General features: G+C 44.3%; 22 protein-coding genes and 1 riboswitch. Of the genes, 21 read left to right on the forward strand and 1 reads right to left on the reverse strand.

All coding sequences use genetic code 11. From position 1 onward, the window contains the following. The first annotated feature begins 186 nt into the window (after nt 1-186). Nucleotides 187-362: riboswitch (cobalamin riboswitch) on the forward strand. A 150-nt stretch (nt 363-512) separates the two neighbouring features. From OKX56_RS08170 to OKX56_RS08265, 20 genes are all read left to right on the forward strand, one after another. Then, nucleotides 513-1883 (forward strand): cobyrinic acid a,c-diamide synthase CobB, encoded by a 1371-nt coding sequence (locus OKX56_RS08170; RefSeq protein ID WP_287896124.1) that lies wholly within the window; start codon nt 513-515, stop codon nt 1881-1883. Between the two features lie 106 nt (nt 1884-1989). After that, nucleotides 1990-2544 carry a bifunctional adenosylcobinamide kinase/adenosylcobinamide-phosphate guanylyltransferase gene (locus OKX56_RS08175; RefSeq protein WP_287896125.1) on the forward strand — a complete coding sequence of 185 codons (555 nt, stop codon included), beginning with the start codon at nt 1990-1992 and terminating at the stop codon, nt 2542-2544. Further along, complete coding sequence (gene cobS / locus OKX56_RS08180; protein WP_287896126.1) at nt 2528-3301, forward strand: adenosylcobinamide-GDP ribazoletransferase; 774 nt, start codon at nt 2528-2530, stop codon at nt 3299-3301. Before OKX56_RS08175 ends, cobS begins: the two co-directional genes overlap by 17 nt. Next, nucleotides 3298-3693: a hypothetical protein gene (locus OKX56_RS08185; RefSeq protein WP_019226061.1), complete on the forward strand. Its 396-nt coding sequence runs from the start codon at nt 3298-3300 to the stop codon at nt 3691-3693. The genes cobS and OKX56_RS08185 overlap by 4 nt, the downstream gene beginning before the upstream one ends. Beyond that, nucleotides 3686-4288, forward strand: a complete 603-nt coding sequence (locus OKX56_RS08190; protein ID WP_287896127.1) for a histidine phosphatase family protein — start codon at nt 3686-3688, stop codon at nt 4286-4288. Before OKX56_RS08185 ends, OKX56_RS08190 begins: the two co-directional genes overlap by 8 nt. A gap of 81 nt (nt 4289-4369) precedes the next feature. Next, entirely contained in the window at nt 4370-5335 is a 966-nt protein-coding gene (gene cbiB / locus OKX56_RS08195; protein ID WP_287896128.1) for an adenosylcobinamide-phosphate synthase CbiB, read from the forward strand. 687 nt (nt 5336-6022) lie between these two features. Then, on the forward strand, nt 6023-7108 hold the full coding sequence (gene cobD / locus OKX56_RS08200) for a threonine-phosphate decarboxylase CobD (RefSeq protein WP_287896130.1): 1086 nt from the start codon (nt 6023-6025) through the stop codon (nt 7106-7108). Next, nucleotides 7083-8204 carry an alkaline phosphatase family protein gene (locus OKX56_RS08205; protein WP_287896131.1) on the forward strand — a complete coding sequence of 374 codons (1122 nt, stop codon included), beginning with the start codon at nt 7083-7085 and terminating at the stop codon, nt 8202-8204. The genes cobD and OKX56_RS08205 overlap by 26 nt, the downstream gene beginning before the upstream one ends. 37 nt (nt 8205-8241) lie before the next feature. Further along, nucleotides 8242-9753, forward strand: a complete 1512-nt coding sequence (locus OKX56_RS08210) for a cobyric acid synthase (protein WP_287896133.1) — start codon at nt 8242-8244, stop codon at nt 9751-9753. A 3-nt stretch (nt 9754-9756) separates the two neighbouring features. Then, on the forward strand, nt 9757-10284 hold the full coding sequence (locus OKX56_RS08215) for a cob(I)yrinic acid a,c-diamide adenosyltransferase (RefSeq protein ID WP_502851029.1): 528 nt from the start codon (nt 9757-9759) through the stop codon (nt 10282-10284). A gap of 748 nt (nt 10285-11032) precedes the next feature. Further along, a complete protein-coding gene (locus OKX56_RS08220; protein ID WP_287896135.1) occupies nt 11033-11953 on the forward strand; it encodes a ferric reductase-like transmembrane domain-containing protein in 921 nt (306 codons plus the stop codon). A gap of 259 nt (nt 11954-12212) precedes the next feature. Beyond that, nucleotides 12213-12893, forward strand: a complete 681-nt coding sequence (locus OKX56_RS08225; RefSeq protein WP_287896137.1) for a helix-turn-helix domain-containing protein — start codon at nt 12213-12215, stop codon at nt 12891-12893. Nucleotides 12894-12928: 35 nt separating this feature from the next. Further along, nucleotides 12929-13780, forward strand: a complete 852-nt coding sequence (locus tag OKX56_RS08230) for an IS3 family transposase (protein WP_287896169.1) — start codon at nt 12929-12931, stop codon at nt 13778-13780. 322 nt (nt 13781-14102) lie between these two features. Continuing rightward, on the forward strand, nt 14103-14681 hold the full coding sequence (locus OKX56_RS08235; RefSeq protein WP_015042807.1) for a TetR/AcrR family transcriptional regulator: 579 nt from the start codon (nt 14103-14105) through the stop codon (nt 14679-14681). 46 nt (nt 14682-14727) lie between these two features. Beyond that, nucleotides 14728-16821 carry an efflux RND transporter permease subunit gene (locus OKX56_RS08240; protein WP_287896139.1) on the forward strand — a complete coding sequence of 698 codons (2094 nt, stop codon included), beginning with the start codon at nt 14728-14730 and terminating at the stop codon, nt 16819-16821. Next, entirely contained in the window at nt 16818-18386 is a 1569-nt protein-coding gene (locus tag OKX56_RS08245) for a hypothetical protein (protein ID WP_287896140.1), read from the forward strand. The genes OKX56_RS08240 and OKX56_RS08245 overlap by 4 nt, the downstream gene beginning before the upstream one ends. 147 nt (nt 18387-18533) lie before the next feature. Then, nucleotides 18534-19412 carry an Hsp33 family molecular chaperone HslO gene (gene hslO / locus OKX56_RS08250; RefSeq protein ID WP_287896142.1) on the forward strand — a complete coding sequence of 293 codons (879 nt, stop codon included), beginning with the start codon at nt 18534-18536 and terminating at the stop codon, nt 19410-19412. A gap of 18 nt (nt 19413-19430) precedes the next feature. Next, the gene (locus tag OKX56_RS08255; RefSeq protein ID WP_287896143.1) at nt 19431-20183 is read left to right on the forward strand and encodes an SDR family NAD(P)-dependent oxidoreductase; all 753 of its coding nucleotides are present in this window, start codon (nt 19431-19433) and stop codon (nt 20181-20183) included. A gap of 252 nt (nt 20184-20435) precedes the next feature. After that, nucleotides 20436-20861, forward strand: coding sequence for a MarR family winged helix-turn-helix transcriptional regulator (locus OKX56_RS08260; protein WP_287896170.1), 426 nt, complete (start codon nt 20436-20438; stop codon nt 20859-20861). Between the two features lie 35 nt (nt 20862-20896). Next, nucleotides 20897-22822 carry an MFS transporter gene (locus OKX56_RS08265; RefSeq protein ID WP_287896144.1) on the forward strand — a complete coding sequence of 642 codons (1926 nt, stop codon included), beginning with the start codon at nt 20897-20899 and terminating at the stop codon, nt 22820-22822. 571 nt (nt 22823-23393) lie between these two features. Here the strand turns inward: OKX56_RS08265 and OKX56_RS08270 are convergent. Continuing rightward, on the reverse strand, nt 23394-23879 hold the full coding sequence (locus tag OKX56_RS08270; protein ID WP_287896145.1) for a rubrerythrin family protein: 486 nt from the start codon (nt 23877-23879) through the stop codon (nt 23394-23396). Nucleotides 23880-24032: 153 nt separating this feature from the next. Here OKX56_RS08270 and OKX56_RS08275 point away from each other — a divergent pair, with 153 nt between their 5' ends. Continuing rightward, entirely contained in the window at nt 24033-24797 is a 765-nt protein-coding gene (locus tag OKX56_RS08275; protein ID WP_287896146.1) for a MerR family transcriptional regulator, read from the forward strand. Nucleotides 24798-24862: the final 65 nt, after the last annotated feature.

Raw genomic sequence — 24862 nt, forward strand, 5'->3', positions numbered from 1 at the left:
ACTCCCCCATGGGGGAGTGAAGAAAAAGGAGACTTTCGATTGTAAGACTTAATGCCACTATCCTGTTTGAAGATTTAAATGCAATCACCCAGTAATGTATAGGTTGCATTTACAAAGTCAATTGAGGGGAGGAGAAGGCTATATGCTGTCCCGCAGATTGCGGGTGGACACGTTGTGCGTCATCTGATATAATATAGTCGCTTAGGTTGCATAATTTTGCAATAATAGGGAAACAGGTGAAATGCCTGTACGGTCCCGCCGCCGTAAGGTGGAGCAGATTCAAAGTTGCCACTGTTTACAATGGGAAGGCTGAATTTGCTTTGAAACCAAGTCGGAAGACCTGCCTGAGCTATTATGCACTGTTTTCACGGAAGATGAAAGGTGTAGCATACGAATCGTGCAGAAGTGTTTGAGACTGTTTGCAGATTGTGTAAGTAAAACCTCTTCCAACCTCCGGTTAGAGAGGTTTTTTGATGTCCATGGAGAGCTTCAATAGAAATGGAGAACAAGTCATGAAAGCAGTTATTCCACGTATTATGTTTGCGGCTGCAGGCAGCAGCAGCGGCAAAACCACAATTACTTGTGCGGTATTACAAGCCCTTCTGGAGCAAGGAGTTAATCCTGCTGCGTTTAAATGTGGGCCGGACTATATTGATCCGATGTTTCATACCGAAGTCATTGGGACAAAATCACGGAATCTGGATTTGTTTATGCTATCGGAAGAGGTATGCCGGTATTTGCTGGTCAAGAATTCCGAACAGTCGCAAATCGCTGTTTTAGAAGGAGTAATGGGTTATTATGACGGGCTAGGCATTGGCAGTACCGTGGCAAGTTCTTACCATTTGGCTGCAGTAACGCAAACGCCTGTTATCCTTATTGCCAATTGTGCCGGTTCAGCTATCTCAATTGCAGCCTTGATCCAAGGATTCTGCCATTTTAGACCGGACAACGGGATCAAGGGCGTTATTCTGAATAATCTTACACCTTCCCTATACCCGCAGTATAAGGAAATGATCGAAAAAGAGACGGATATCCAGGTGGTCGGCTACTTTCCGAAGCTCAAAGAATGCGCGCTGGAAAGCAGGCATCTTGGATTAATTACAGCATCCGAAGTGGAAGACCTACAGCAAAAAATGAAATTACTGGCCATACAGGCCAGAGAATCCATTGATCTGAAACAGCTGCTGCGTATTGCGGGAGGGGCCGCGGAAATAGACTATCATGAGGCCGGGATCGAGAGAATCTCTGCTGTTAAAGTCGCCGTAGCCAGAGATAAAGCCTTTTGTTTTTATTACCAGGACAGCCTCGACCTTTTGGAAACATTGGGAGCGGAACTGCAGTATTTTAGTCCGCTTGATGATCAAGCTGTACCGGAATGTGACGGACTGATTCTCGGCGGCGGTTATCCGGAATTATATACCGGACAGCTGGCCAGCAATACATCGATGCTGGCAAGCATCAGGCATGTTCTCTCCAATAATACTCCCTGTATAGCTGAGTGCGGCGGGTTCATGTATTTATTGGAACGTATTGCTGACAAGGACGGCAAACCTTATCCAATGGCAGGACATTTAGAAGGGGATGCTGTACTGACGGATAAACTGAACCGTTTCGGTTATATTTCACTGACGGCGCAAAAGGACAACTTGCTGTGCGACAAAGGCGGCGAGATCAATGCGCATGAATTTCATTACTCTGATTCAACGGCCAACGGCAGCAGTTTTACGGCAGTAAATTCATCCGGCAGCAAAACGTGGGACTGCATCCATGCCGATGAGAACCTCGTTGCCGGCTATCCCCACCTTCATCTCTGGGGGAATCCGGAGTTTGCTCGCTCGTTTATCCGGAAATGCCGCAGCTTTCAAACCGCTAGGATGGGTTAGTCAGGCGTGTATAAGCTGGAAAAGTTTGAATCACTTGATGATCGATAGATGATAGATAATAATAGATAAAGGAATATTTTTGTGAAAGGAAAGAGGCGGTGAGTAAATGTTGGCTTTGGTCAGCGGAGGCGTTGCCAGCGGAAAGTCTGAAATAGCAGAAAACTTAGCTGTCAGTTTGAATAAAGGAAAAATGGCCTATATTGCAACAATGGCTGCCTCAGATGAAGAGTGCTGCAACCGGGTGGTCAAGCACCGTCGAATGCGGGACGGCAAAGGATTCGATACCTTTGAGTTTTCTTACGGACTTTTCGATAAGATCCCTGTTCTCAGCGGCTGCCATACCGCTTTACTCGAGTGCATGGGCAACCTGATTGCCAACGAAATGTATCTGCAGGAGCGCAGCCCACAGGATACCATTGACTGCATCATCAATGATATCCGGTTGCTATCGGTGACCGTACCGAACACTGTTATCGTAACCAGTACGATATTTGAGGATTTCAAAACCTATGATGATTTTACAGCCGGCTATATCCGTGTACTGGCTGAAATAAATTCAGCAATTGCCGCTGCTGCAGATGTAGTGATTGAATCAGTCTGCGCAATCCCGCTTATCCATAAAGGAATGAAGGAGCTTTTCGGTTATGAAAATCTTGTTTGAATCGTTTGTTGCAGCCTTTTCGATGTTCTCTAAGATTCCGATGCCTCAAATCGACTGGAACGAGAAGAACATGCGTTATTCTTTTATCTTCTTTCCTGGAGTCGGGGCTGTCATTGCCTTTGTTATCTGTCTCTTGTTTTTATTGTTGCAATATCTCGGGTTCAGTCCCGTCTTTTTTGCTGCTGCAGCTGTATTTATTAACGTCATGATCACTGGCGGAATTCACCTTGACGGTTATTGTGACACGACAGATGCCTTGAATTCCCATAAGGACCAAGAGGAAAAGCTTCGAATCCTTAAGGATCCTAATGTTGGAGCGTTCGCGCTCATCTATACGTCAGTTGTCCTGCTGCTGCAGTTTGCGGCGTGGTATGAGACGTATTTGACACCGGACTTTTTCTTTCTCATTCTTGTTTCGTTTATCCTGTCACGATCGATGGCCGCTTTGGCAGTCGTCTGCTTTCCGTGTGTCAGAAATACAGGACTTGCTTCAATCTTTGCAGGTTATGCCTCGAAGAAAACGGTAAGAACCATCATTTGCTTGATCGCTTTATTATGTGTTGCGGCAATGCTGTACGTGAGTGTGATTGTCGGAAGCATTGCAGTTCTATTTATTGTGCTGTCCTTTTACTTATTTTACCTGATGGCCCAAAAGTATTTTGGGGGTATAACCGGTGATCTGGCAGGCTTTTATATTGTGGTAAGTGAAACAGGAATACTCCTAATTTCAGTAATAGCAGGAGGCGTTATGCTATGATTTTGGTGATCGGAGGCGGCAGTCAGGGGAAATTGGAATTTGTCAGGAGCAGATGGGATATCGCTTCGGCAAACATTACGGATGGAGGGACTTGCAGCTTCGAAGAGGCTTTTCAGCGTCCGGTGCTTGACCATCTGCATCTGCTGATCCGACGTTTGCAGGGAGCCGACCTTGATGCACGGAAATTTATCGCTGACGGAATCGAGCAGCACCCCGACATGATTCTGATTTGTGATGAATTAAGCTCAGCTGTGGTGCCGGTTTTGAAAGATGACCGGGAAATGCAGGAAACGACCGGGAGGATCCTTTGTGCAGCCGCCCAGAAAGCGGCTAAGGTCTATCGCGTCTTCTGCTCCATTCCTGTTCTGATTAAAGGTGAAGAGCATGAATAAGTTCCTTTACCTGATCCGGCATGCCAAGACGGAGGGCAATTTGAGAAGCAGGTATATCGGAATTACGGATGAGCCTTTATCTGAACAGGGGATCTTCGAACTCCGCCAGCATATTGCTGCCGGCCGCTATACGGCAGTTGAACATGTTTTTGTCAGTCCGATGCTCCGCTGCCTTCAGACCAAGGAGCTGATTTATCCGAATGTCCCTTACAGTATAATTCCTGAACTTGCGGAATGCAGCTTCGGTATATTTGAGAACAAATCGTATGAACAGCTGAAGGACCTTGCCGAGTACCAAAGCTGGATTGACAGCGGCGGGAAACAGCAAATCCCGGGGGGAGATCAGCCGGAAATGTTCAAGTCCCGCTGCCTGGAGGGTTTTAGCCGCGTTATTCAGAAAGTAGATGAAGCCGGAATAGAACAGGCCGGACTGATTATTCACGGCGGTACGATCATGATGCTGCTTGAGGCATTTTCTCCGGAAATATTTGATTTTTACCATTGGCAGATAAAGAACGGCGAAGGCTATCAACTGACCATTGATCAGGATCTATGGGCCGAAAACAGAAAGCTGGCGGCGATAGCGAAGATTTAGAGGATAAGGATATAAAGGTCCGAATTTGATCACCCGCTTGTTTTTTGGTGAATGACGAAATGATAAAGAAGTTGGTATTGAATGATTACACTTTATGCTTTAATTACAGGTTATATTTTGGATTTAATTTTTGGTGATCCTTCCTGGCTGCCTCATCCGGTTCGCTGGATCGGTTCGCTGATTGCCGGAGGAGATAAATATCTGCACCGGATTAGTTGCAGGACGGACCGAAGCCAGTATTGGTGCGGGGTACTGCTGACTGCTTTCATTGTCACGATAACATTTCTCGTGCCGTTAGGCCTGCTGTATTTGCTCAAAAGCATCAGTCCGCTGCTAGGGTTTATTGTCGAGGCCTTAATGTGTTATCAGATTCTGGCTACCAAGTCGCTGAAAGCTGAGAGCATGAAGGTATATGATGCTCTGCAGAAGAACGATATTATGGAAGCGCGTTATCAATTATCGTGGATTGTCGGACGGGACACGGAGAACCTGAACAGCTCCCAGGTAGCGAAAGGCGCTGTGGAAACCGTGGCTGAAAATCTTTCCGACGGCGTCATCGCCCCGATGATTTTCATTCTGGTTGGCGGAGCCCCTTTGGGCTTTTTGTATAAAGCGGTCAATACCCTGGACTCGATGATTGGCTATAAAAATGACAAATATCTTTATTTTGGCCGGTTTGCTGCCAAACTGGATGATGTCGTAAATTATCTGCCGGCTAGAATTTCTGCCTATTTGATGCTCCTGGCAGTTTTTCTGACCCGTTATGATTTTAAAAACGCTTTTAGAATCTACCGGCGTGACCGTCATAATCATACCAGTCCGAATTCCGCCCACACTGAAGCCGTCTGTGCCGGAGCCCTGAATATTCAGCTTGCCGGAAGCAATTCTTACTTTGGCAAGCTGGTGGTCAAGCCAACGATCGGTGATCCGATCCGGGAGATCGAGGCTGAAGATATCCGCCGCGCCAACAAGCTGATGGTTGCGACGTCGCTTGTCGGCCTGATTTTAGGGTCCGCTGTCAGAGCCGTTATTGTGCAGTTTGGATGATAGTATTTTTGTTTAGCAGGGGCATAAGAATATTGCTGCTGTTACGCCAGCCTGTAAGAAGAGAAATACTCTTTGGGGCAGGTCTGTGAGTCACAATACCGCTTTTCGGCTATTGTGCCCTCCGTGGCACAAAAAGCCGCGCTCCGCCTCGTGCTCCGCTTAGCGCGGAACTGTGACTCCCAGACTGATCTTCAGGATGGGAGACTTTAGCGGCTCAAGAAGCACTATCAAGTTTAATAAGCAGGTTTACTTTGCCTTCCGTAACTAGCTTCTTTATGACTTGCTCCTTGTATCAGTACCTTCTAAGCATTGTTACTTCTGAGCGCAACGCTCTACATCGTGCTTCACATGGCGGTAATTAGGATTTTAGACTTGTGTTTGCCAACAAAGTGAGGAATACCGGCTTAGACAGGATAAGGGGACTTAATGTATTTGCTATCCTTCCTGAATTTTCTACAAAACTTTCTACAGATTAGCGTCTCTTCGTAACCGACCTGACAAGCGGAACATGGATGTGGAGCGCGGCTATTTGCGCCATGGATGGCGCAATAGCCGAAAAGGCGGTTACGAAGAGGCGCCAACCGCAGAAAAGAATCTATAGATTAGAACCTACATATTCACCCCAAGAATAATCCCAAACTTTAAACATGCTTAGGCTACAAATACTACAGAGACAGGTGAGAGCAGATGTATCAATATATCCACGGCGGTGATATTTATTCGGTAAAAAAACTGACGGGAAGGCAGGAAATTCTTGATTTTTCTTCCAACGTCAATCCACTTGGGCTGCCGGAGTCTGTGAAAGAAGCCGTGATCCGGTCGCTTGATGAATGTACGAACTATCCTGATCCGTTTTGCCGGGATCTTGTTGCGGCTCTGGCTAACTATGAGTATACGGATCCTGAATATATTCTTGCCGCCAATGGGGCTGCAGAGATTATTTTCAGACTGGCGCTGGCTTTGAAACCGAAAAAGGCGCTGATCTTTGCTCCGACGTTTGCAGACTATGAAAAAGCGCTGCATACGGTGGATTGCTCGGTAGAATATTATTTTTTACGGCCAGAGCACGATTTTTCAGCCCGTGAGGACCTGCTGGATCAAATAAGCCCAGGCCTGGACCTCATGATCATCTGTAACCCCAATAATCCTACCGGTCAATTGTGTTCACGTGCATTTTTGCAAAAGGTGCTTGCCAAGAGCCAGGAGATCGGTGCAATTGTGATGATTGATGAATGCTTTATGGACTTCGTCGAAGATAAAGAACAATTTTCTGTGCAAAACTGTATTGAACAGTATAAAAATCTTGTTATTCTGAAAGCTTTTACCAAGATATTTGCGATGCCGGGTTTTAGACTTGGCTACGCTTTGACATCCAACAAAAAATTGCTCGAACAAATGAGGTCCGCCGGTCAGGACTGGAGTGTTTCAACGCCGGCCCAAATGGCTGGCATCGCTGCTTTGAAAGAAACAGCCTATCTGCAGCAAACGAAGCAGCTGATTCAAACAGAAAGAAGATTTCTGATTGATTCGTTATTGGGCCTTGGTCTCCAGGTCATCGGCTCCAGAGCAAACTACATATTTTTCCAGACTCAGCATACAGACCTAACTGAAAAGCTGATCAAGAGAGGGATTATGGTACGTCCATGCTCCAACTATGTCAATTTGAATGATGAATACTTCAGGGTTGCTGTAAAAAGCCGCGAAGATAATTTAAAACTCAGCGCCGCACTCAGGGATGTGATATTTGATGAAAGCAGTCATGGTCATTGTTGACGGACTTGCGGATGAAAAAATTGAAGAATTAGGCTGGCAAACCACGTTTGAGGCTGCCCGTCATCCTGAACTTGACCAAATTGCCGCCGGAGGTTATAGCGGCTGGTTTAGTTCCTGCCCGCAGGGTTACCTGCCGGAAAGCATGCCGTGTATCCTCAATCTTTTAGGTATTGAGCCTGCTTATTTTCCACAAAGCAGGGCATCACTCGAACTGCTTGCCAACGGCTACTGCCTGGAACAGGATGAAGTCGTTCTGCGCTGCAATCTTGCCGCCCTTGACAGTCACGGAATACTAAGCTCTTTTAACGGCGGGAACTTGACCGGTCCGGATATGGAGGAAGCAGCGAAGATAGCGGCCGATATCGATCCAAATATCAAGGTGCTGCATTTATCCGGATATAGGAACCTGATCATTGTCAAAAACCATTACTTTCAAACGCTGGATTGTAAGACTTATCCGCCGCATGAATTTTTGGGCGGTGATTCAGATGCTTTATTAGCGGACATCTACGCGTCAGCCCCAATACTACAAAAATTTGTTTCTGAGGGAAAAGACAGGTTAAAACACCTAAGCAGCCAAGAACAGCAATTGATGTTTTATCCGTGGGGAATATCCGGGAAAAGCTGTTTACCTGCGTTTGCAGAATTGTATAGCAAAAAGGCAGCGGCAGTCTGCGGTGCAGAAATTGCCAAAGGGATTGCTTTGGCCTTGAAGATGGATGTTCCTGAACTAGAAGAAGCAACTGGAGATACGGATACAGATCTGGCCCTTAAGGCTCAAACAGCCTGCCGCCTGTTGTCCGGTCATGATTTTGTGCTTGTGCATATCAATGGAGCAGATGAAGCCGCTCACCGGCATGATTATCGGGAAAAAATTGAATTTATTGAAAGAATTGACCGGGAGTTTTTTGCCTTTCTGCGTCAGAACCTGGCAAATGAAACCAGGATCCTTGTCTGTGCCGATCATGCTACCAGCCCTGTCAGCGGCAAGCATTCGGCCTTGGACGTTCCGTATATCCTCCGAAAAGCCGGGGAAACCTTTCCGCCGGGGGATTTAGAAGCGAATAAGGCCTTGAAGTATCTGATTTCAGAGTAAATAATAACAGAACAAACAGGAAAGCGGGTGTCACACGATGGCCAAATCAATCATGGTTCAGGGAACAATGTCTAATGCCGGGAAAAGCTTGTTCACGGCAGGTCTGTGCCGTGTTTTTAAACAGGCAGGTTATAAGGTAGCGCCCTTCAAATCCCAGAACATGGCGTTGAACTCCTATATTACCAAAGAAGGGCTGGAGATGGGCAGAGCACAGGTTGTCCAGGCAGAAGCTGCCGGGCAGGAACCCAGTGTCCTGATGAATCCAATCCTTCTGAAACCGACGAATGATCAGGGATCGCAGGTCATTGTCAACGGTGAAGTGTTGGGTAATATGAATGCAGCAGACTATTTTAAATATAAGACCAGGCTCATTCCAAACATTATGGAGTCCTACCAGACGCTTGACCAGAAAAATGACGTTATTGTCATCGAAGGAGCAGGCAGTCCCGCAGAGATTAACTTGCAGGAGGATGATATCGTCAATATGGGGATGGCCAAAATGGCTAAAGCTCCTGTCCTGCTTGTTGCTGACATTGACAGGGGCGGCGTTTTTGCATCTATTTACGGCACGGTGATGCTCTTAAGTGAAGATGAAAGGGAAATGATCAAAGGAATTGTGATCAATAAATTTCGCGGAGATGTAGAAATTCTGAAGCCCGGGCTGCGGATGATCGAAGAAAAAGTCAATATTCCGGTCATCGGTGTCGTTCCATATCTGAATATCGACATTGAAGATGAAGACAGTTTATCCGAAAGAATTGCTGTGGACAAAACAGTGCAAGCAGTAGATATTGCAGTGATCCGGCTGCCAAGGATGTCCAATTTTACTGATTTTAACGTTTTTGAACTGATTCCCGGAGTTTCCTTGCGCTATGTAAAATCCATGGCTGAGCTGAAGAATCCGGATATGATCATCCTGCCAGGGACGAAAAATACGATGGCTGACTTGTTGTGGCTGCGTCAGAGCGGTCTGGAAGCAAAGATTAAAAAGCAGGCTGCTGACGGGGAAACAATCGTATTTGGCGTATGCGGAGGCTACCAGATGCTTGGAGAAACGTTGGAAGATCCTTTTAGCGTAGAAGAGGGCGGAAGTCTCACGGGAATGGGTCTGCTGGATATGAAAACAATATTCTCCAAACAGAAGACCAGGACGCAGGTGGAAGGCCGGTTCAGTCAGCTTGATGGTGTTCTTTCCGGATTATCCTCGATCCGTTTTCACGGTTATGAAATTCATATGGGCGTAACAGAAACAGGGGATACCGAGCCTCTGACGCATATCGACATAGAGTCAGGCCTTCAGGTGCAAAAGACGGAAGGCGCCCGAAAGCGGAATGTTATGGGCAGCTATGTTCATGGAATATTTGATGAAGAAGGGGTCTCTGTAGCGATTGCCGAATGTCTGTTGAATAAAAAGGGGTTGGATTCAACCAGCCTCAAACGGTTAAGCTATAAACAATATAAAGAGCAGCAGTACGACCGATTAGCTGATGAAATTCGGAAACACGTCGACATGGCTGCAATCATGAATATTTTGGAGGCAGGTGTATAATTGATGAAAAAGGGTCTTATCCATATTTACTGCGGGGACGGCAAAGGAAAGACGACCGCTTCTCTCGGTCTGGCAGTCAGGTGTGCAGGCAGAGGGCGTAGGGTATTAATTGTTCAGTTCTTAAAAAGCCAGGATACAGGAGAACTGCACACCCTGGAGAAAATTCCGGGGATAATGTTTTTGCGCGGCGAAGAGTCCTTCGGTTTCTATAATCAGGAAACAAATGAGCAGAAGGAGCAACGCAGGATCATTTATAATAAGATCCTGCAGCAGGCGATTTCAGCGTGCTGTGAAGGTCAGGTCGATTTGCTGATTCTAGATGAAGCAGTAGCCTCCTATAATTATGACCTCATTGACCGTTCGCTTCTGCTTGAATTTTTGCGTACGAAACCTGAAGGGCTTGAGGTTGTGATGACCGGACGGGGGCCTGCGGAAGAACTGCTTGATCTTGCAGACTATGTCTCTGAGGTCAAGAAAGTTAAACATCCTTATGATAAAGGGATCAAAGCGCGCCTCGGCATTGAGCGGTAATATTTTACAGCCTTGATTTCATCTTGACAAAAATCCGGTCCCCCCTTTATACTAAAATCAGAAAATATAATACATGATGGTTAAAAACATACAGTGTTACCTTTTGCTGACAGGTCAGGTTGGAATTCGGGGCACAGGTCAGAGGGATGTATGGGATGTTGCCGGACGGATTCAAAGCCACCTTTAGGGTTGGCTTTATTTATTCAGATCAGTTTCCCGCAAAATTTCTCAGTTTTCCGTTAAGATTCGTGTTTGAGGTCCATCGATTTCCAGTTAACGTTCAGGTTCACAAGTATGTTGTTTCAGTAGATCAGTTTGTTACCTTGACCTTAGGTTTTCACCAGGCTCCATTTCTAGACTCCGTTATCCGGGTGATTCTCAAGAAAGGCGTAGAGAAAGTAGCGTAAGTTCCATTTGTGATTCCATGTATTTGGGTTAAAGTAGGTGACTCGAGTAAAATTATCTGTTTGTGTCCATGAGGAATTTTGCGGGTTATACACTTAAGGCCTCTTCGCAGTAATGCGAAGAGGCCGTTTATTTGTGTGCCAGTATTATGGCAGTTTTAATTAAATAGCCATTCTGTAAGTACTGTACTCGGCGGTATTATTCCTGTACAGGCGCATTGTTCATAAAATTGTCATCTTTCTGCCATAGAACCAACACAGGAGCCGTATAGAATACATAGCAAGATAAGAAATGATTAGTATTAGAAATTTATACAAATACATAACGGTTAGGTGAGGGTTGAATGAGCAGCAAATTAGTGACAAAGATTGTATTGGATATTGCGATGAGCATACTTTTTGTGTTCCTGCTGGATGCTTTTGGAACCGGGTTAGCTTTTCATGAGATTGCAGGGTTATTTATTTTTGCTCTTTTTAGTATCCATATTCTGTTAAACTGGTCCTGGGTAAAAAATACAACGTTGAATCTACTGCAAAGCAAGCTTAAAAATCGGACCGCAGTTTCCGTGAAGATGAAATATGCTTTAAACCTTGCAATCTTCATCAGTATTTCGATTATCGTGATTACGGGAGTTCTGATATCGAAGGTTTTGTTTCCTTCGGATACGACTCATGGTGAATGGATCTATCTGGTCCATAAATGGACATCGTACATCTGTCTGGGCTTCTTGATCACGCATCTGGTGATTCATGCCAGCTATTTTGTGAAATCAGTCGGCAGGATCATCATAAACCTGAAAGAGCGTAATGTCAGAAAAACATTGGTTCGCCTTGGTGCGGCGTGCCTACTGGTCGTCATGTTGTATACCCGAGTTCTTTCAACAGTTTCGGCAAGCGATGAGAATCAATTAGGCAAAATTACAGAGACCCAGATTACGACATCACCAAGTACATCCCAAAACAGGACTGACTCCCCAACGGAAAGTCAATATAATGAAAACATAACCTATTCGGAGGGTTCAGTATCTGACAATGATGATTCAGAAGACGCTGATACTATTGTTTCGGCAAATGATGCCGCTACGGATGCAACTGTTGGGGATACCACCGGTCCGGAAGAAAAAATCAGTCTTGATGAATACTTGTCCCAGCTGCACTGTAACGGTTGCCATAAAAACTGCTCTCTTTTGTATCCGCAATGCGATAAGGCTCAAGGTGAAATAAGGGCAGCAGAACAGGACTATCAGGAACTTTACGGGATATAAGCGAACAATAACGCTGTAAGGACGGCAGCAAATGCATAACATTTACCTACGATGCTGAAAACAGCAGATTTTGATAAATTTTACTGGCCATCGTTTAGAAAAGATTATGGAATTTTCCTGGCGTTCTTTTAAACAAAAATAAGGAAGACTAAGCAAAACTAAGTAAAAACGAAACAAAACAACCGAGCTTATGATATGCTCCCTTCGTAGTAGACAGTTAAAATAATAAAACTGTTTCTATGAAGGGAGCATATTTTTTATGGGACGGAAAACAAAAGTTCCAATAGGGGAAAAATTGAGAGCAATCGAAGATTATCTTTCTGGCAAAAGAGGGACATCTCAAATCTGTTACGAATTACAAATTCATAAGAGCTCCTTTCAAGCCTGGCTTCGCAAATATCAAATAGAAGGAAAACAAGGACTACAGACTTTAAGAGCTAATAAATGTTATCCTGATACAATAAAATTGCAGGCAGTTACAGATTATAATAATGGTGAAGGCTCTCTTAACCAGATAAGCAGTAAATATTGTATTTCGAGTCACGGGCTTCTTCTAAGTTGGGTAAATAAGTATAATGGTCATGAAACATTTAAAACTTACAATGCACTGGGAGATAGATTTATGACCAAAGGAAGAAAAACTACTTACGAGGAAAGAACAGAGATTGTTGCCTTCTGTGTTGAAAACAATGACAATTACCAGATTACTTCTGACCGATTTCAAGTTTCCTATCAACAGGTTTATACATGGGTGAAAAAGTACAAAGATCAGGGGTATGAAGCGCTGCTTGACCGCCGTGGCATACGTAAAAACACTGAAGAATTGAGTGAGACAGAAAAGCTCGCTGCACAATTAAAGCTTGTTGAGGCTGAGAATAAACATTTAAAAATGGAGATTGATTTCTTAAAAAAATTGGACGAGGTGGAAAGGAGGCGGTAAGCAACCGAGTACGCCAAGAACACAAATATCTAGCGATAAAAGAACTTCATGAAGAAGAGCAATATACCATAGCAGAATTATGTAATTTTGCTGATATCGCACGCTCTTCATACTATAAATGGATTAATCGGCCGGAAAGTGAAACAGACAGAAGGAATACACTGATACTGGAAGAGATGATTCGGCTATACACAGAAGTTCATGGTATTTACGGATACCGGCGCATGACGATGAATATCAACAGGATCATGAGCCAACAGTACAATCACAAACGCATATATCGATTGATGAAATCTGTCAATATAAAGTCTGTCATTCGCAAGAAGCGGAAGAACTATATCCCAAGTACACCTCAGATAACCGCTGAAAATATACTGAACAGGAACTTCCATGCAGATAAGCCGAATCAAAAATGGTTGACTGATGTCACGGAATTCAAACTCACAAATGGGCTGAAAGCTTATCTGAGTGCGATACTGGATCTGGGAGACAGAAGAATTGTTTCTTATGTCCTCGGGCGTTCCAATAACAATCAGCTCGTCTTTGAAACCTTTGACCTAGCAGTAGCCGCCAATCCAGATGCAAAGCCACTATTCCATAGCGATCGAGGCTTTCAATATACCAATAGACAGTTCAAAAATAAGATTGATAGCGTTTGTGGTACGCAAAGTATGTCCCGTGTCAGTAGATGTATTGATAATGGCCCTATGGAAGGCTTTTGGGGAATCATCAAATCTGAGATGTACTATTTGCAGAAGTTCCATACCTATGAGGAATTAGAACTAGCGATTGATCAATACATTGATTTCTATAACACGAGAAGATTACAGAAAAAACTAAAAGGCCTGACTCCGATAGAGTATCGAAATCAGACCTTAGCAGCATAAAGTTTTTAGTTTTTTTGGGTGTCTACTTGACAGGGGGCAGTTCATTAATCCGGTTGTTTTTTTGTCGTGCGCCATGCATGGAGCGTAACTAAGCGGTGAAAGTCTACTATGGGGGCTGGCAGTTGCCAAATATCAGCCCAGAGCAAGAGTGTCCAATGTGAGGTGGAATCTGAGGGAAGCGTGATGAGCAAACGGATACATATTCGGAATATGGCCGCATAGAATAAGAGTATTGCAGTATAAATGAACTCATGTTTAATATTGACAACTGGATTTCGGCCGCGATATACTGAAAATAAGAATAATGAATGGGTGTTTATTTATGCAAGTACCAAAAGAAGAGATTAAAAAAAGAATTATCGAGGCTGCGGAAGAGGAGTTTCTAGTCTCAGGCTACCGTCATTCCTCAATGCGGAGTATTGCGCAGCAAGCCGGGATTACTGTAGGGAATATTTACTCCTATTTTTCAGGTAAGGATGACCTGCTCGATAATATCCTTCAGTCAACTATAGAGCAGCTACGAAAGCTGGTATTCATTGACATATGCGATAAAAGCAGCCTGTCGATGCAAAGCATCACCTATATCACAGAAGTGATAACCAAGGTGTTTCTGGATAACAGAACGCAGTTTTTAATCCTAATGAAAAGTGTCGAGGGCTCCAAATACGAAAATATAAAGGTGGAACTGATTGAGCTTGTCAAGCAGCGTCTGGAGAACGATTTGTTCCTAAGCAGTTCCAAGCCTGGAAGTGATATGCTGCTTGCCGACTCCTTGGCCTTGGCTCTTATTGAAGGAATCATTAATATTTTTAATAAGTATGGCGGAGATGAAGTGCGTCTTGCCAATCTATTGAACAAATTTCTTTTATTGATTATCGGAGATATCCAAAAGAGACTTTAAAAGAAACGGTAACGGATGATAAAGATCGGTAAAGGATGATAAAGATATGCAGCTGTTTATAGAAAAGTTTGTGAAAGGCCTTATTGTCCATAAACGGGTCGTTTTACTAATCTATTTGGCAGTCATTATTACCAGTATTGCGCTTGTGCCCCGTATTACAGTTAACTATGATTTAGCGGAATATCTGCCGGAACACTCCATGACCAAGCAGGCGATTACGCTTGTGGATCAGGAGTTTGGTTATCCGGGAACTGCTCAGGTCATGGTGGAAGGCATTTCTATACGGGAAGCCCTTGAAGCTAAGGAAAAAATCAAAGAGGTTCCGGGTGTAAAAAATGTGATTTGGCTGGACGATGTCACAGATATTACGGTTCCGGAGGCCTTTATTTCCCAAAACGTTCTGGATAGTTACTATAAAGATGGAGCTGCCTTGTTTCAAGTTGAATTTGCTCAGGGGGATTATTCCATGGGAACAGGGGATGCCCTGAAGGCGATCCGGGCTTCGTTAGGCGAAAATGTCAGTATCACGGGAGAAGCTGAAGATTCGAGTCATATGCGGGAAGTGCTTGGCTCGGAAATGTCCAAGATTATGATCATCGTTATTCCGCTCTGTGTCCTCATCCTGATGTTGGCATGTTACTCCTGGATAGAACCGCTGCTGTATTTAAGCGTTATAGGGGTTTCTGTGATTATCAATGCCGGAACGAATGCCTTTTTCCATAACATATCTTTCATCACCAATTCAATTGCTGCGGTGCTGCAATTCGCCATTTCGATGGATTTTTCGTTGTTTCTTTGCCACCGCTATCTTGAGGAAAAGGATGCCGGGGCCGAGGTTCTTTCTGCAATTGTTAAAGCAGTAAAAAATACACTTTCATCTATTTCGGCGAGCGCGCTGACGATTATAGCTGGTTTTTTAGCCCTGCTGTTTATGCAGTACGGGATCGGTAAGGATCTTGGACTGGTATTGGTTAAGGGAATCTGTCTGAGCTATATCAGTGTGATCATTTTGCTGCCGATTCTGATTGCGATCTTCCATAAAACGATTGACAAAACCCGGCACAGGCCCCTCGTTCCGCCTTTTATGAAGATAGGCCGGGGCACAATCAAAGTAAGATATCTATTGTTTGCCCTGGTTGTGATGATTGTTATTCCGTCTTTCCTGGCACAAAAGAATACTGACTTTTTATATGGGAATACTTCCGGAAGTTCCAGTGAGGGAACCATTGTCGAGGAAAGAAATAACATTGAAAGCCGCTTCGGTGTCTATAATCCTGTTGTGGTTTTAGTTCCAAATGACGATATTGCTGCTGAAATACAGCTGGCCCAGGAACTGGAGGAACAGAAATATATCCGCGATGTTCAGACTCTGGTCACGCTGGCAGATCCTGCAATCCCACGTTCTTTACTGCCGCAAAGCGTCAGGGATATGTTCCTGTCGGAACATTATACCCGTATGATCGTTCTTATGAACATTGCCGGTGAAACGCCCGAGACTTTTGAAGCCGTTGCAGAACTCGAACAGTCGGTGCAAAAGTATTACCCTGGTGAATGGTATGCCGCGGGGAATGCCACCAGTATCGCCGATATCAAAAATACTGTTGAACAGGACACGCGTACAGTTAACCTGTTTTCAATTCTGTCTGTGGGTCTGATTATTCTGCTGACGTTCCGTTCCATATCTGTTCCGGTGCTACTGATCGCAGTCATTGAGTCTTCTATCTGGATCAATATGGGGATACCCTATTTTCAGGGATCAAGTCTGGTGTTTATCGGTTATTTGGTTGTGAGTTCCATCCAGCTTGGCGCAACGATTGATTATGGGATTCTGATGTCCAACCGCTATCTCGAATTCAGGAAGACACAAAAACCCAGAGACGCAGTACTGTCTGCGTTGAATACTGCCGGGAACACCGTGATGATCTCAGCATTGATTCTTGCCGTGGCGGGTTTTGCGGAAGGACTTCTTTCCCAAATTAAAGCTATCAGTGATATTGGTATTTTGCTGGGCAGGGGTGCTGCACTGTCAGGACTGATGGTCCTTGTTTTACTGCCGGTGCTGCTGATGACGTTTGATAAAATCATCATGAAAACCACTTTGTCTGCGAAAGAAAGTGGGAGGGAGGAGACAATCCGATGAAAAAACTAATCGCATGCTTTCTGACTGTAATACTGCTGATTCCCGTATTATCTTTATCCGCATCTGCTTCAGATACGGAGAGTACGGCAAGCAACCAAAATATGACCGTTGTCAAAGATGAGACCGTTTATGCAGACCTGAAAACGGATGGAAGTATTTCCGGTATTACAGTCGTCAATAGGATTGATACGCCTGTGTCCGGCATTTACCTTGACTACGGTGTCTACGATTCGATTACCAACCTTTCCGGCAGTGAAACCCCAGTACTTGAAGGTGGCAAAATTTCCTGGCAGCTGCCGGCGCGGGACAAAGGTTTCTACTATCAGGGCAAACTGACGAAGGGAGAACTGCCGTTTGCGTTTCGTATTACCTATCGGCTGAACGGCCAGAAGGTTAAGCCCGAAGACATTATCGGCAAAGAAGGAAGGATTGAAATCACGCTCAAAGTTCAGCCAAATGCTGAAGCCAAAGCGTATTACAGAGAAAACTATTTTTGTCAGGTCCAGCTGCCGCTGGATTTGGACGAAAATACGGTTCTTTCTTCATCAGGAGCCTCCACCATGATTTCCGGCAAGACCCTAACACTGGCCTACATGGTGTTACCCCAGAAAAATGCGCAGTATACGGTGGTTTATGATACTGAAGAATTTCAGATGGCGTCCATGACGATGACCTGCACCTGTTTTGACAGTTCCAATTTCCTGAATCTTAACATGGATACCGGAAGTATAACACAAATGTCACGCGGAGCCGGGCAAATCGTTTCCGGTACGGAGAAGCTGAAGGCCGGTTTAATCGAATTGAATAAAGGCATAGCAAGTATTGCTTCGGGCTCTGCCAAACTACAGCAGGGAGCCGGCACGATGCGTCAAGGGATTGAAGAATATTCAGCCGGAGCATCAAGTCTCGCGGCGCAGTTTAAACAGATCAGCGGTGGCACTGCTCAGCTTTCCCAGCAGGGACAGGGACTTTCAGCCCAGTATACCAGCCTTTCCTCTGGCGTAACAGCAATGATGAATCAATTAACGCCGCTGCTAGATTCTCTACCAGCTGAACAAAGACAGGCTTATCTTCAGCAGATTGGAACCATGAAGGCTCAGCTATCCCAGTATGGCACCGGCCTGTCCAGCTATACAACAGGCGTAGCCCAGTCTGCCCAGGGAATCACAGAATTTTCAACAGGTTTGGATCAATTTGCACAGCAGGGGACGGAATTAAAATCAGGTTCAGTCTCACTGGCCAACAGTTCAACAGCGCTGACCAGCGGCTTAAACCAGTTGGCATCCAGTGCAGCGGTTTTGCCTAATCAGGTTCAAAAATTGATAGACGGGCAAAAACAATTTAAAAACGGTATTGACGAAGCTTCCGGATTGCTGGAAACACTTTCATTTGGCAGCGGGGAAGAGACAAAGCCGGTATCTTTTGTGTCCTCGAAGATTTCCCCGAAAAGTGTTCAGTTTGTTATCCGGACTCCAGATTTGAAAGCTGCAGCAGATGAAAAGAGTGCACTCACGGAGCCAGAAAGGCTATCTTTCTGGGAGCGTTTTATCAATCTATTTCGTTGATTTTTTTCGAAGAATATTGAACTTTTGTGCTAATTATGATCTAATAATGACGGTGTTAAAAAAGCTTTTTCTAAGGCTGATGACAGATTTCTTCAGCCTTTTGTTTGTCCTTGAAGATCAATTTCAGCGATAGATAAGGAGATTGAAATGAACGATTATTTAGTTAAGGCTTTGGGTTATGACGGCAAGGTACGCGCTTACGCAGCTTTGACGACGGAAACCGTCGGTGAAGCCCAGCGCAGGCATCAGACCTGGCCGACAGCATCGGCGGCACTCGGCCGCACACTGACCGCCGGTCTAATGCTCGGGGCAATGCTCAAAGGCGATGAACAACTGACTGTCAAGATTGAAGGCAACGGCCCGTTGGGTATTATTCTGGTTGACGCCAATGCGTACGGGGAAGTCAGGGGCTATGTCACCAATCCTCAAACGCATTTGGATCTAAATCGAATCGGGAAATTAGACGTCAGCGGAGCTGTAGGTTCTGCAGGCACATTGTCTGTTGTTAAGGACCTGGGTATGCGGGATTACTTTACCGGGCAGGTTCCGTTATATTCCGGAGAAATCGGGGAAGACTTTACCTATTATCTCGTCAAATCCGAACAGATTCCTTCTTCGGTCGGACTCGGTGTCTTGGTTGCACCGGATCATACAATTCAAGCTTCCGGCGGTTTTATTATCCAGCTATTGCCCGGAACGTCTGAAGAGACTATTTCTGAAATCGAAGAACATCTTAAGACAATTACGCCGGTCTCAACGATGATTCAGCATGGATTTACACCAGAGGAGATGTTGGAAGAAATCTTAGGCAAAAATAATGTTCAGGTACTGGCAAAAATGCCGGTAAAATTTCAATGCCAGTGTTCCAAGGAGCGGATCGGCAATGCGATGAGCAGCTTAGGCAAAGAGGAAATCGAAGAGATCATTCAAACCGATGGCCAGGCGGAAGCCCAGTGCCATTTTTGCAACGAGACCTACCTATTTTCGAGAGAGGAACTGGAGACGCTGAAGGATGCCACAAGGTAGAAAGGAACAGTACAGGATATGAAAGCCTTAATCACCGGGGCCAGTTCAGGTATTGGCCGGGATATTGCCAGAGTGCTGAGCACGAAAGGCTATGATTTAATCCTGGTTGCACGGCGTCTTGACAGGCTGGAAGAATTAAAGAAAGAGCTTTCCTGCAATGTCCAGACGATCAGCCTCGATCTTGCACAGGAGGAATCCTGTTTCCGACTCTATGACCTGGTTAAAAATCAGGAGATTGATATGCTGATCAATAATGCCGGGTTTGCTGTATACGGCGAATTTGATCAGACGGATCTTACCAGAGAATTGGAATTGATTCATACCAATATCAAAGCAGTTCATATCTTAATGAAACTGTTTCTGCAGGACTTCAAGCGGCGTAACCGAGGGTATATATTAAATGTGGCTTCTTCGGCTGCCTTTTTACCCGGGCCTTTGATGGCTGCTTACTATGCTTCGAAAGCCTATGTACTGAGACTGACGGAAGCTGTACATAAGGAGCTGCAAAAAACGAACAGCAAAGTGTATGTAGGCGTACTGTGTCCAGGGCCGGTGCATACCGAGTTTGAACAAAATGCCAGGATCACGTTTGGGGTAAAAGCACTGGACAGCCCTTATGTAGCCAGGTATACGATTGACCGGATGCTCAAACATAAAAGGATGATTATTCCCGGGATATTGATGAAGGCTGCCTTTGCCCTTACGAAAATCCTGCCGCAAAAAATACTGTTGCATTTTCTCTATAAACTGCAAAAAGAAAAATTTGTTTAGAAATCCTTGCTTCGGGTATATTTACTGAATATATTGACTGATGCACCGCCGTTGAAATATTTTTTCAACGGATTTTTGTTATTTTGTTATTCTATGGTTATTCTTTAGATCGTACTTATCCACGCTATCAGATATTTTTATATGGATGGGTTGATGTCGTCTGTTGACAGACATAAAGAAAACGAATAAGATAGTTGTTAGTACAACAGTTGCAAATACAACTATATGTAAAGGGGGTGATTCGTGTTGCTGATGAAAGACCTGTCGGTCATATTTCGGTTTAATCGCATTTATTCAATGAGAAGGTTGAGTAAATATCATTTGGGGCATTCTGAACAAGAAATTCTGATGTTTTTATCTAAAAACGATCAGGTAAATCAAGATATGATTGCTACTTTTTTTGTCATTGACAAGGGAGCGGTTGCCAAAAGCTTAAGCAAGCTCGAAGAAAAAGGGTATGTCAATCGAATGATAAACCCTGAAAACCACCGCGAGAAAATAATAACCCTAACGCCAAGAGGATTGGAAATCATGGACAACATGCAGGAAATCCTGACTGACTGGCATACAGCCATCTATGAAGGGCTTGACGAAGAAGACATCGCACAGTTCCAAAAAATAATGTCGGTCATTGCCGCCAATAGCATGAAAGCCGTCAATGAATGCGAGAAAATTTAGACCAATCAAAAATCTAAAGATTGGAGTTAAGCAAGTTGAACAAATCAAATACGAAAAAGAGCTTTGTTCTCGTTATGATTCTATATCTGCTCGGTATTTTTATGGGTGCGATTGACACGGGAATTGTCACACCAGCCAGAACAGTTATTCAAAATAATTTGCTGGTCGATGAAAAAACCGGGATCTGGATGATTACGATTTATACACTGGCTTATGCGGCCAGTATTCCGATCATGGGTAAACTTGCTGATATGTTCGGACGCAAGTACATTTATCTTGCCAGTATCTTTCTCTTTGGTCTGGGTTCTTTATTTTGCGGTTTAGCCCAGGAGTTTAACAGCTTTACGGTCCTGCTCGCAGCCAGAATTGTCCAGGCGCTTGGTGGAGGCGGAATCCTTCCGGTTGCGACTGCTGAATTTGGCACGACTTTTCCTCCGGAAAAACGGGGGATGGCCCTGGGACTGGTTGGGGGAGTATACGGGATTGCCAATATTTTCGGTGCTTCGGCAGGCAGTGCAATTCTGGATATCTTTGGCAGCAGTAACTGGCAGTTTATCTTTTATGTGAATCTGCCGATCACGCTGTTTATCCTGATCGCCGGCTTCCTCTGTCTGCCAAACAACAGAAATGACAATGTCAAAAAGATTGATATCGGTGGAATCCTGATTCTGACCGTGATGATTCTCGCTTTAATGTATGGACTTAAAAATATTGACTTCTTTGATTTCAAGTCAACTTTAATCAGTACGAGTGTTTATCCTTTCCTGACCCTGTTTGGGATTCTTATTCCTTTCTTTATCCTGGCTGAGAAAAAAGCAGAGGATCCGGTGATGAATTTATCGTATTTTACAAACTCGAGGATCATGATCACCTTTATCATTGCCTTTATTACCGGAATTGTGTTAATGGGGATGATTTTTGTACCGCAGTTTGCCGAAAACTCACTGAAAATTGCTTCCGGAAGCGGCGGCTATTTTGTTATCATTCTCGGTTTGTTTGCAGGGGTTGGCGCTCCTTTATCCGGAAAGCTGATCGATAAATACGGACCTAAAATGATTCTAGGTCTAGGTTTTCTGATATCTTTGCTTGGTTCGCTGTTTCTGATCTTTGTCGCAGCTGACCAGCCCAGTATGCTGACGGTAAACATCAGTCTGGTTCTCATGGGTCTTGGTATGGGCTTTACGATGGGCACACCATTAAATTATATGATGCTGGAAAATGCCAAAGATGAAGAGTCCAATTCGGCACTCGCCGCCTTGTCTCTTGTTCGATCGATCGGAACGGCGATTGCGCCGGCAGTCATGGTTGGTTTTCTGGCGCATGCCGGAGTGGCGGTTCAGAATAATGTGATGAACCTGCTGCCCAAAGAAGTCTCCATGCCGAAACTGCCGTATGCACAGGAACTTACAACAGAAATCAATGAGATGAAAAGCGATCCAATGATGAAAAATGTTCTGGCAACCGTCGATATGCCCAACTTTTCCTATCTGGAAAAGATTGAAATCAATATGAACAGCAGCAGTGACTATCAAATTCCTGACGAGCTGATGGACAAAATAAAATCTTCTGACGTTACGACCATCACGGAGAACAGCAAATTGATTGCAGGGAGCTTCTTTGCTGGCATGGCTCCGGATATGATTTCGAATATTCAAACCGGGATTCAAAACGGAATTGATGAGCTTACGGTTGTGGAATCGATGCCCCAGTCAAGCGTATCCTTCCGGGATACGATAGAAAAAATGACGGTCTTAAAAGATGCCGTCCCGGGAGCTTTTGACACAGCTAAACAAAATTATCTCGCGGAGATTGATCAGAGAAGTACAGCCATTGAATCAGAATTCCAAAAAACCTTAAACAGCGGATTTAAGCAGGTGTATCTGACAGTTACGATTTCTTCTCTGATTGGCTTGATCTTCCTGTGCTTCTATCGAAGAAAACCGGTCAATAAGCAAGGATAGAGCTAAACACAAGCCGCAAATGTATAGAATTAATATTTTGAGTTGCTTCTTTTTATATTCTTGGGTAATTGTAGCCTTACACAGATATTCCACTCGCACGTTTTCGTGGCTACTCGCACAAATCCTCGCTAACATGCCAAAACCTCTGGGCTTTTTAGAATGTTCACCGTTGGCATGTCTTGACGCTGCGGTTTTTGCTCGCTTAACGCCACTGACACTTAACGCTCGACTCCATATCTGTGTAAGGCTACAATATTTGAAGAATTCAGCAGTATGAAGTGTCTGGCATTGATATAATAAACATTAATTCCATTTTAAAGCATTCAGAACAGCAAATAAGCGACGAGAGACCTTTATATAATGGCTTAATGAACCCGAAATATAACGTCATGTAGTCTATCTGCGGCCAAGCGGAGCACGATGCGGAGCGCGGCTATTTGCGCCATGGATGGCGCAATAGCCGAAGAGCAGTTAGGCTACATGATGTAAACCCAGAGTTTACTATTAAACAATAAAAACGCTGCCGGCAAAATTGTCGGCAGCGTTGTAACAGTGCTCTTGATTGGGCTTTTTATTGCACATTCTTGAATTTTGAAGAGGGGGCACCACAAACGGGGCATTTTTCCGGTGCTTCGTTTTTATGGATATAGCCACATACCTGGCAGTAATAATAGTCATTGTCTGCCGTTAAATCTTTAAGTGCGTCTTTGTATAAGGCGGCATGCGATTTCTCAGCCTCGTTGGCTAAATGAAAAACTCTTTGTGCTTCAGAATTACCTTCGTCTTTTGCATTCTCCAGAAAACGCGGATACATTTTCGTAAACTCAAAGGTTTCACCATCAATCCCCGATTTGAGATTCTCTTCTGTTGATTTCAGCATACCCAGCACTTTCATCTGGCTTAACGCATGCAGGGCTTCAGCTTCAGCTGCTGCCCGAAATAGCTTGGCAGCGCCGTTATATCCTTCTTCTTCAGCTTTCTGAGCGAAAGCGGTATATTTTCGGTTAGCCTGAGATTCGCCAGCAAAAGATTCTTTCATATTGTCTTGCGATGTCATATAAATCCCTCCTTATCATTCTCCACTTTCATAATATTACCATAAATAGCCTATAATTGTAATATTATATCTTATTTTGTCCCAAAGTATCGGAAATATTTTTCTTGACATTGACGCGACGTCAAGGTGTATCCTAGTTTTGAGGTGAGTGGTGTGGAATATTCTGTACAGAAACTTAGCCGGTTGGCAGGCATCAGTCCCAGAACAATAAGGTATTATGATCAGATGGGGCTTCTAAAGCCGGCCAGGATTAATTCTTCAGGCTATCGCCTATACGGACAGGCGGAAGTAAACAGGCTGCAGCAGATCTTGCTTTATCGTGAACTGGGTATGGGGCTGGAAACAATTAAGGAAGTGATCAATTCACCGTCTTTTAATGAACTAAAAGCTTTCCGGGAGCACCGTTCACAGCTGCTGGAAAAAAAAGCGCAGCTTGAAAGCCTTATCGTGAATATTGAGAAAACGATTGCGTCTTATGAAGGGAGAATTACCATGTCTGACCAAGAAAAATTTGAAGGATTTAAGAAAAAAATGATTCAAGAAAATGAAACAACTTATGGCGAGGAAATCCGCCAAAAATATGGAGACGATGTTGTCGATCAGTCCAATCAAAAATTTCAGGGCATGAAACCTGAGGAGTATGAAGAAATGACTAGGCTTTCTGCCATGATTACGGAAAAGCTTGAAGCAGCTTTCCAAACAGGTGATCCTGCCTCCGGACTTGCTCAGGAAACCACAGAGCTGCACCGTAACTGGCTGAGCTATTTTTGGAAGGAATACAGCAAAGAAGCACATGCCGGTCTGGGACAGATGTATGCTGATGACCCGAGGTTTACAGCCTACTATGATAAGAAGCATCCTGGGACAGCAGCCTTTTTACGGGATGCGATTCTTATTTATACCGGGATGAACGAATAGAAAAAGGTTCACTTCCGTTTTGCCATTTCCATATATTATCTTGAAGGTTTGTATAAGATCAAGAT

It is taken from the genome of Dehalobacter sp., assembly GCF_030063005.1.
In the GTDB taxonomy this organism is placed as follows: domain Bacteria; phylum Bacillota; class Desulfitobacteriia; order Desulfitobacteriales; family Syntrophobotulaceae; genus Dehalobacter; species Dehalobacter restrictus.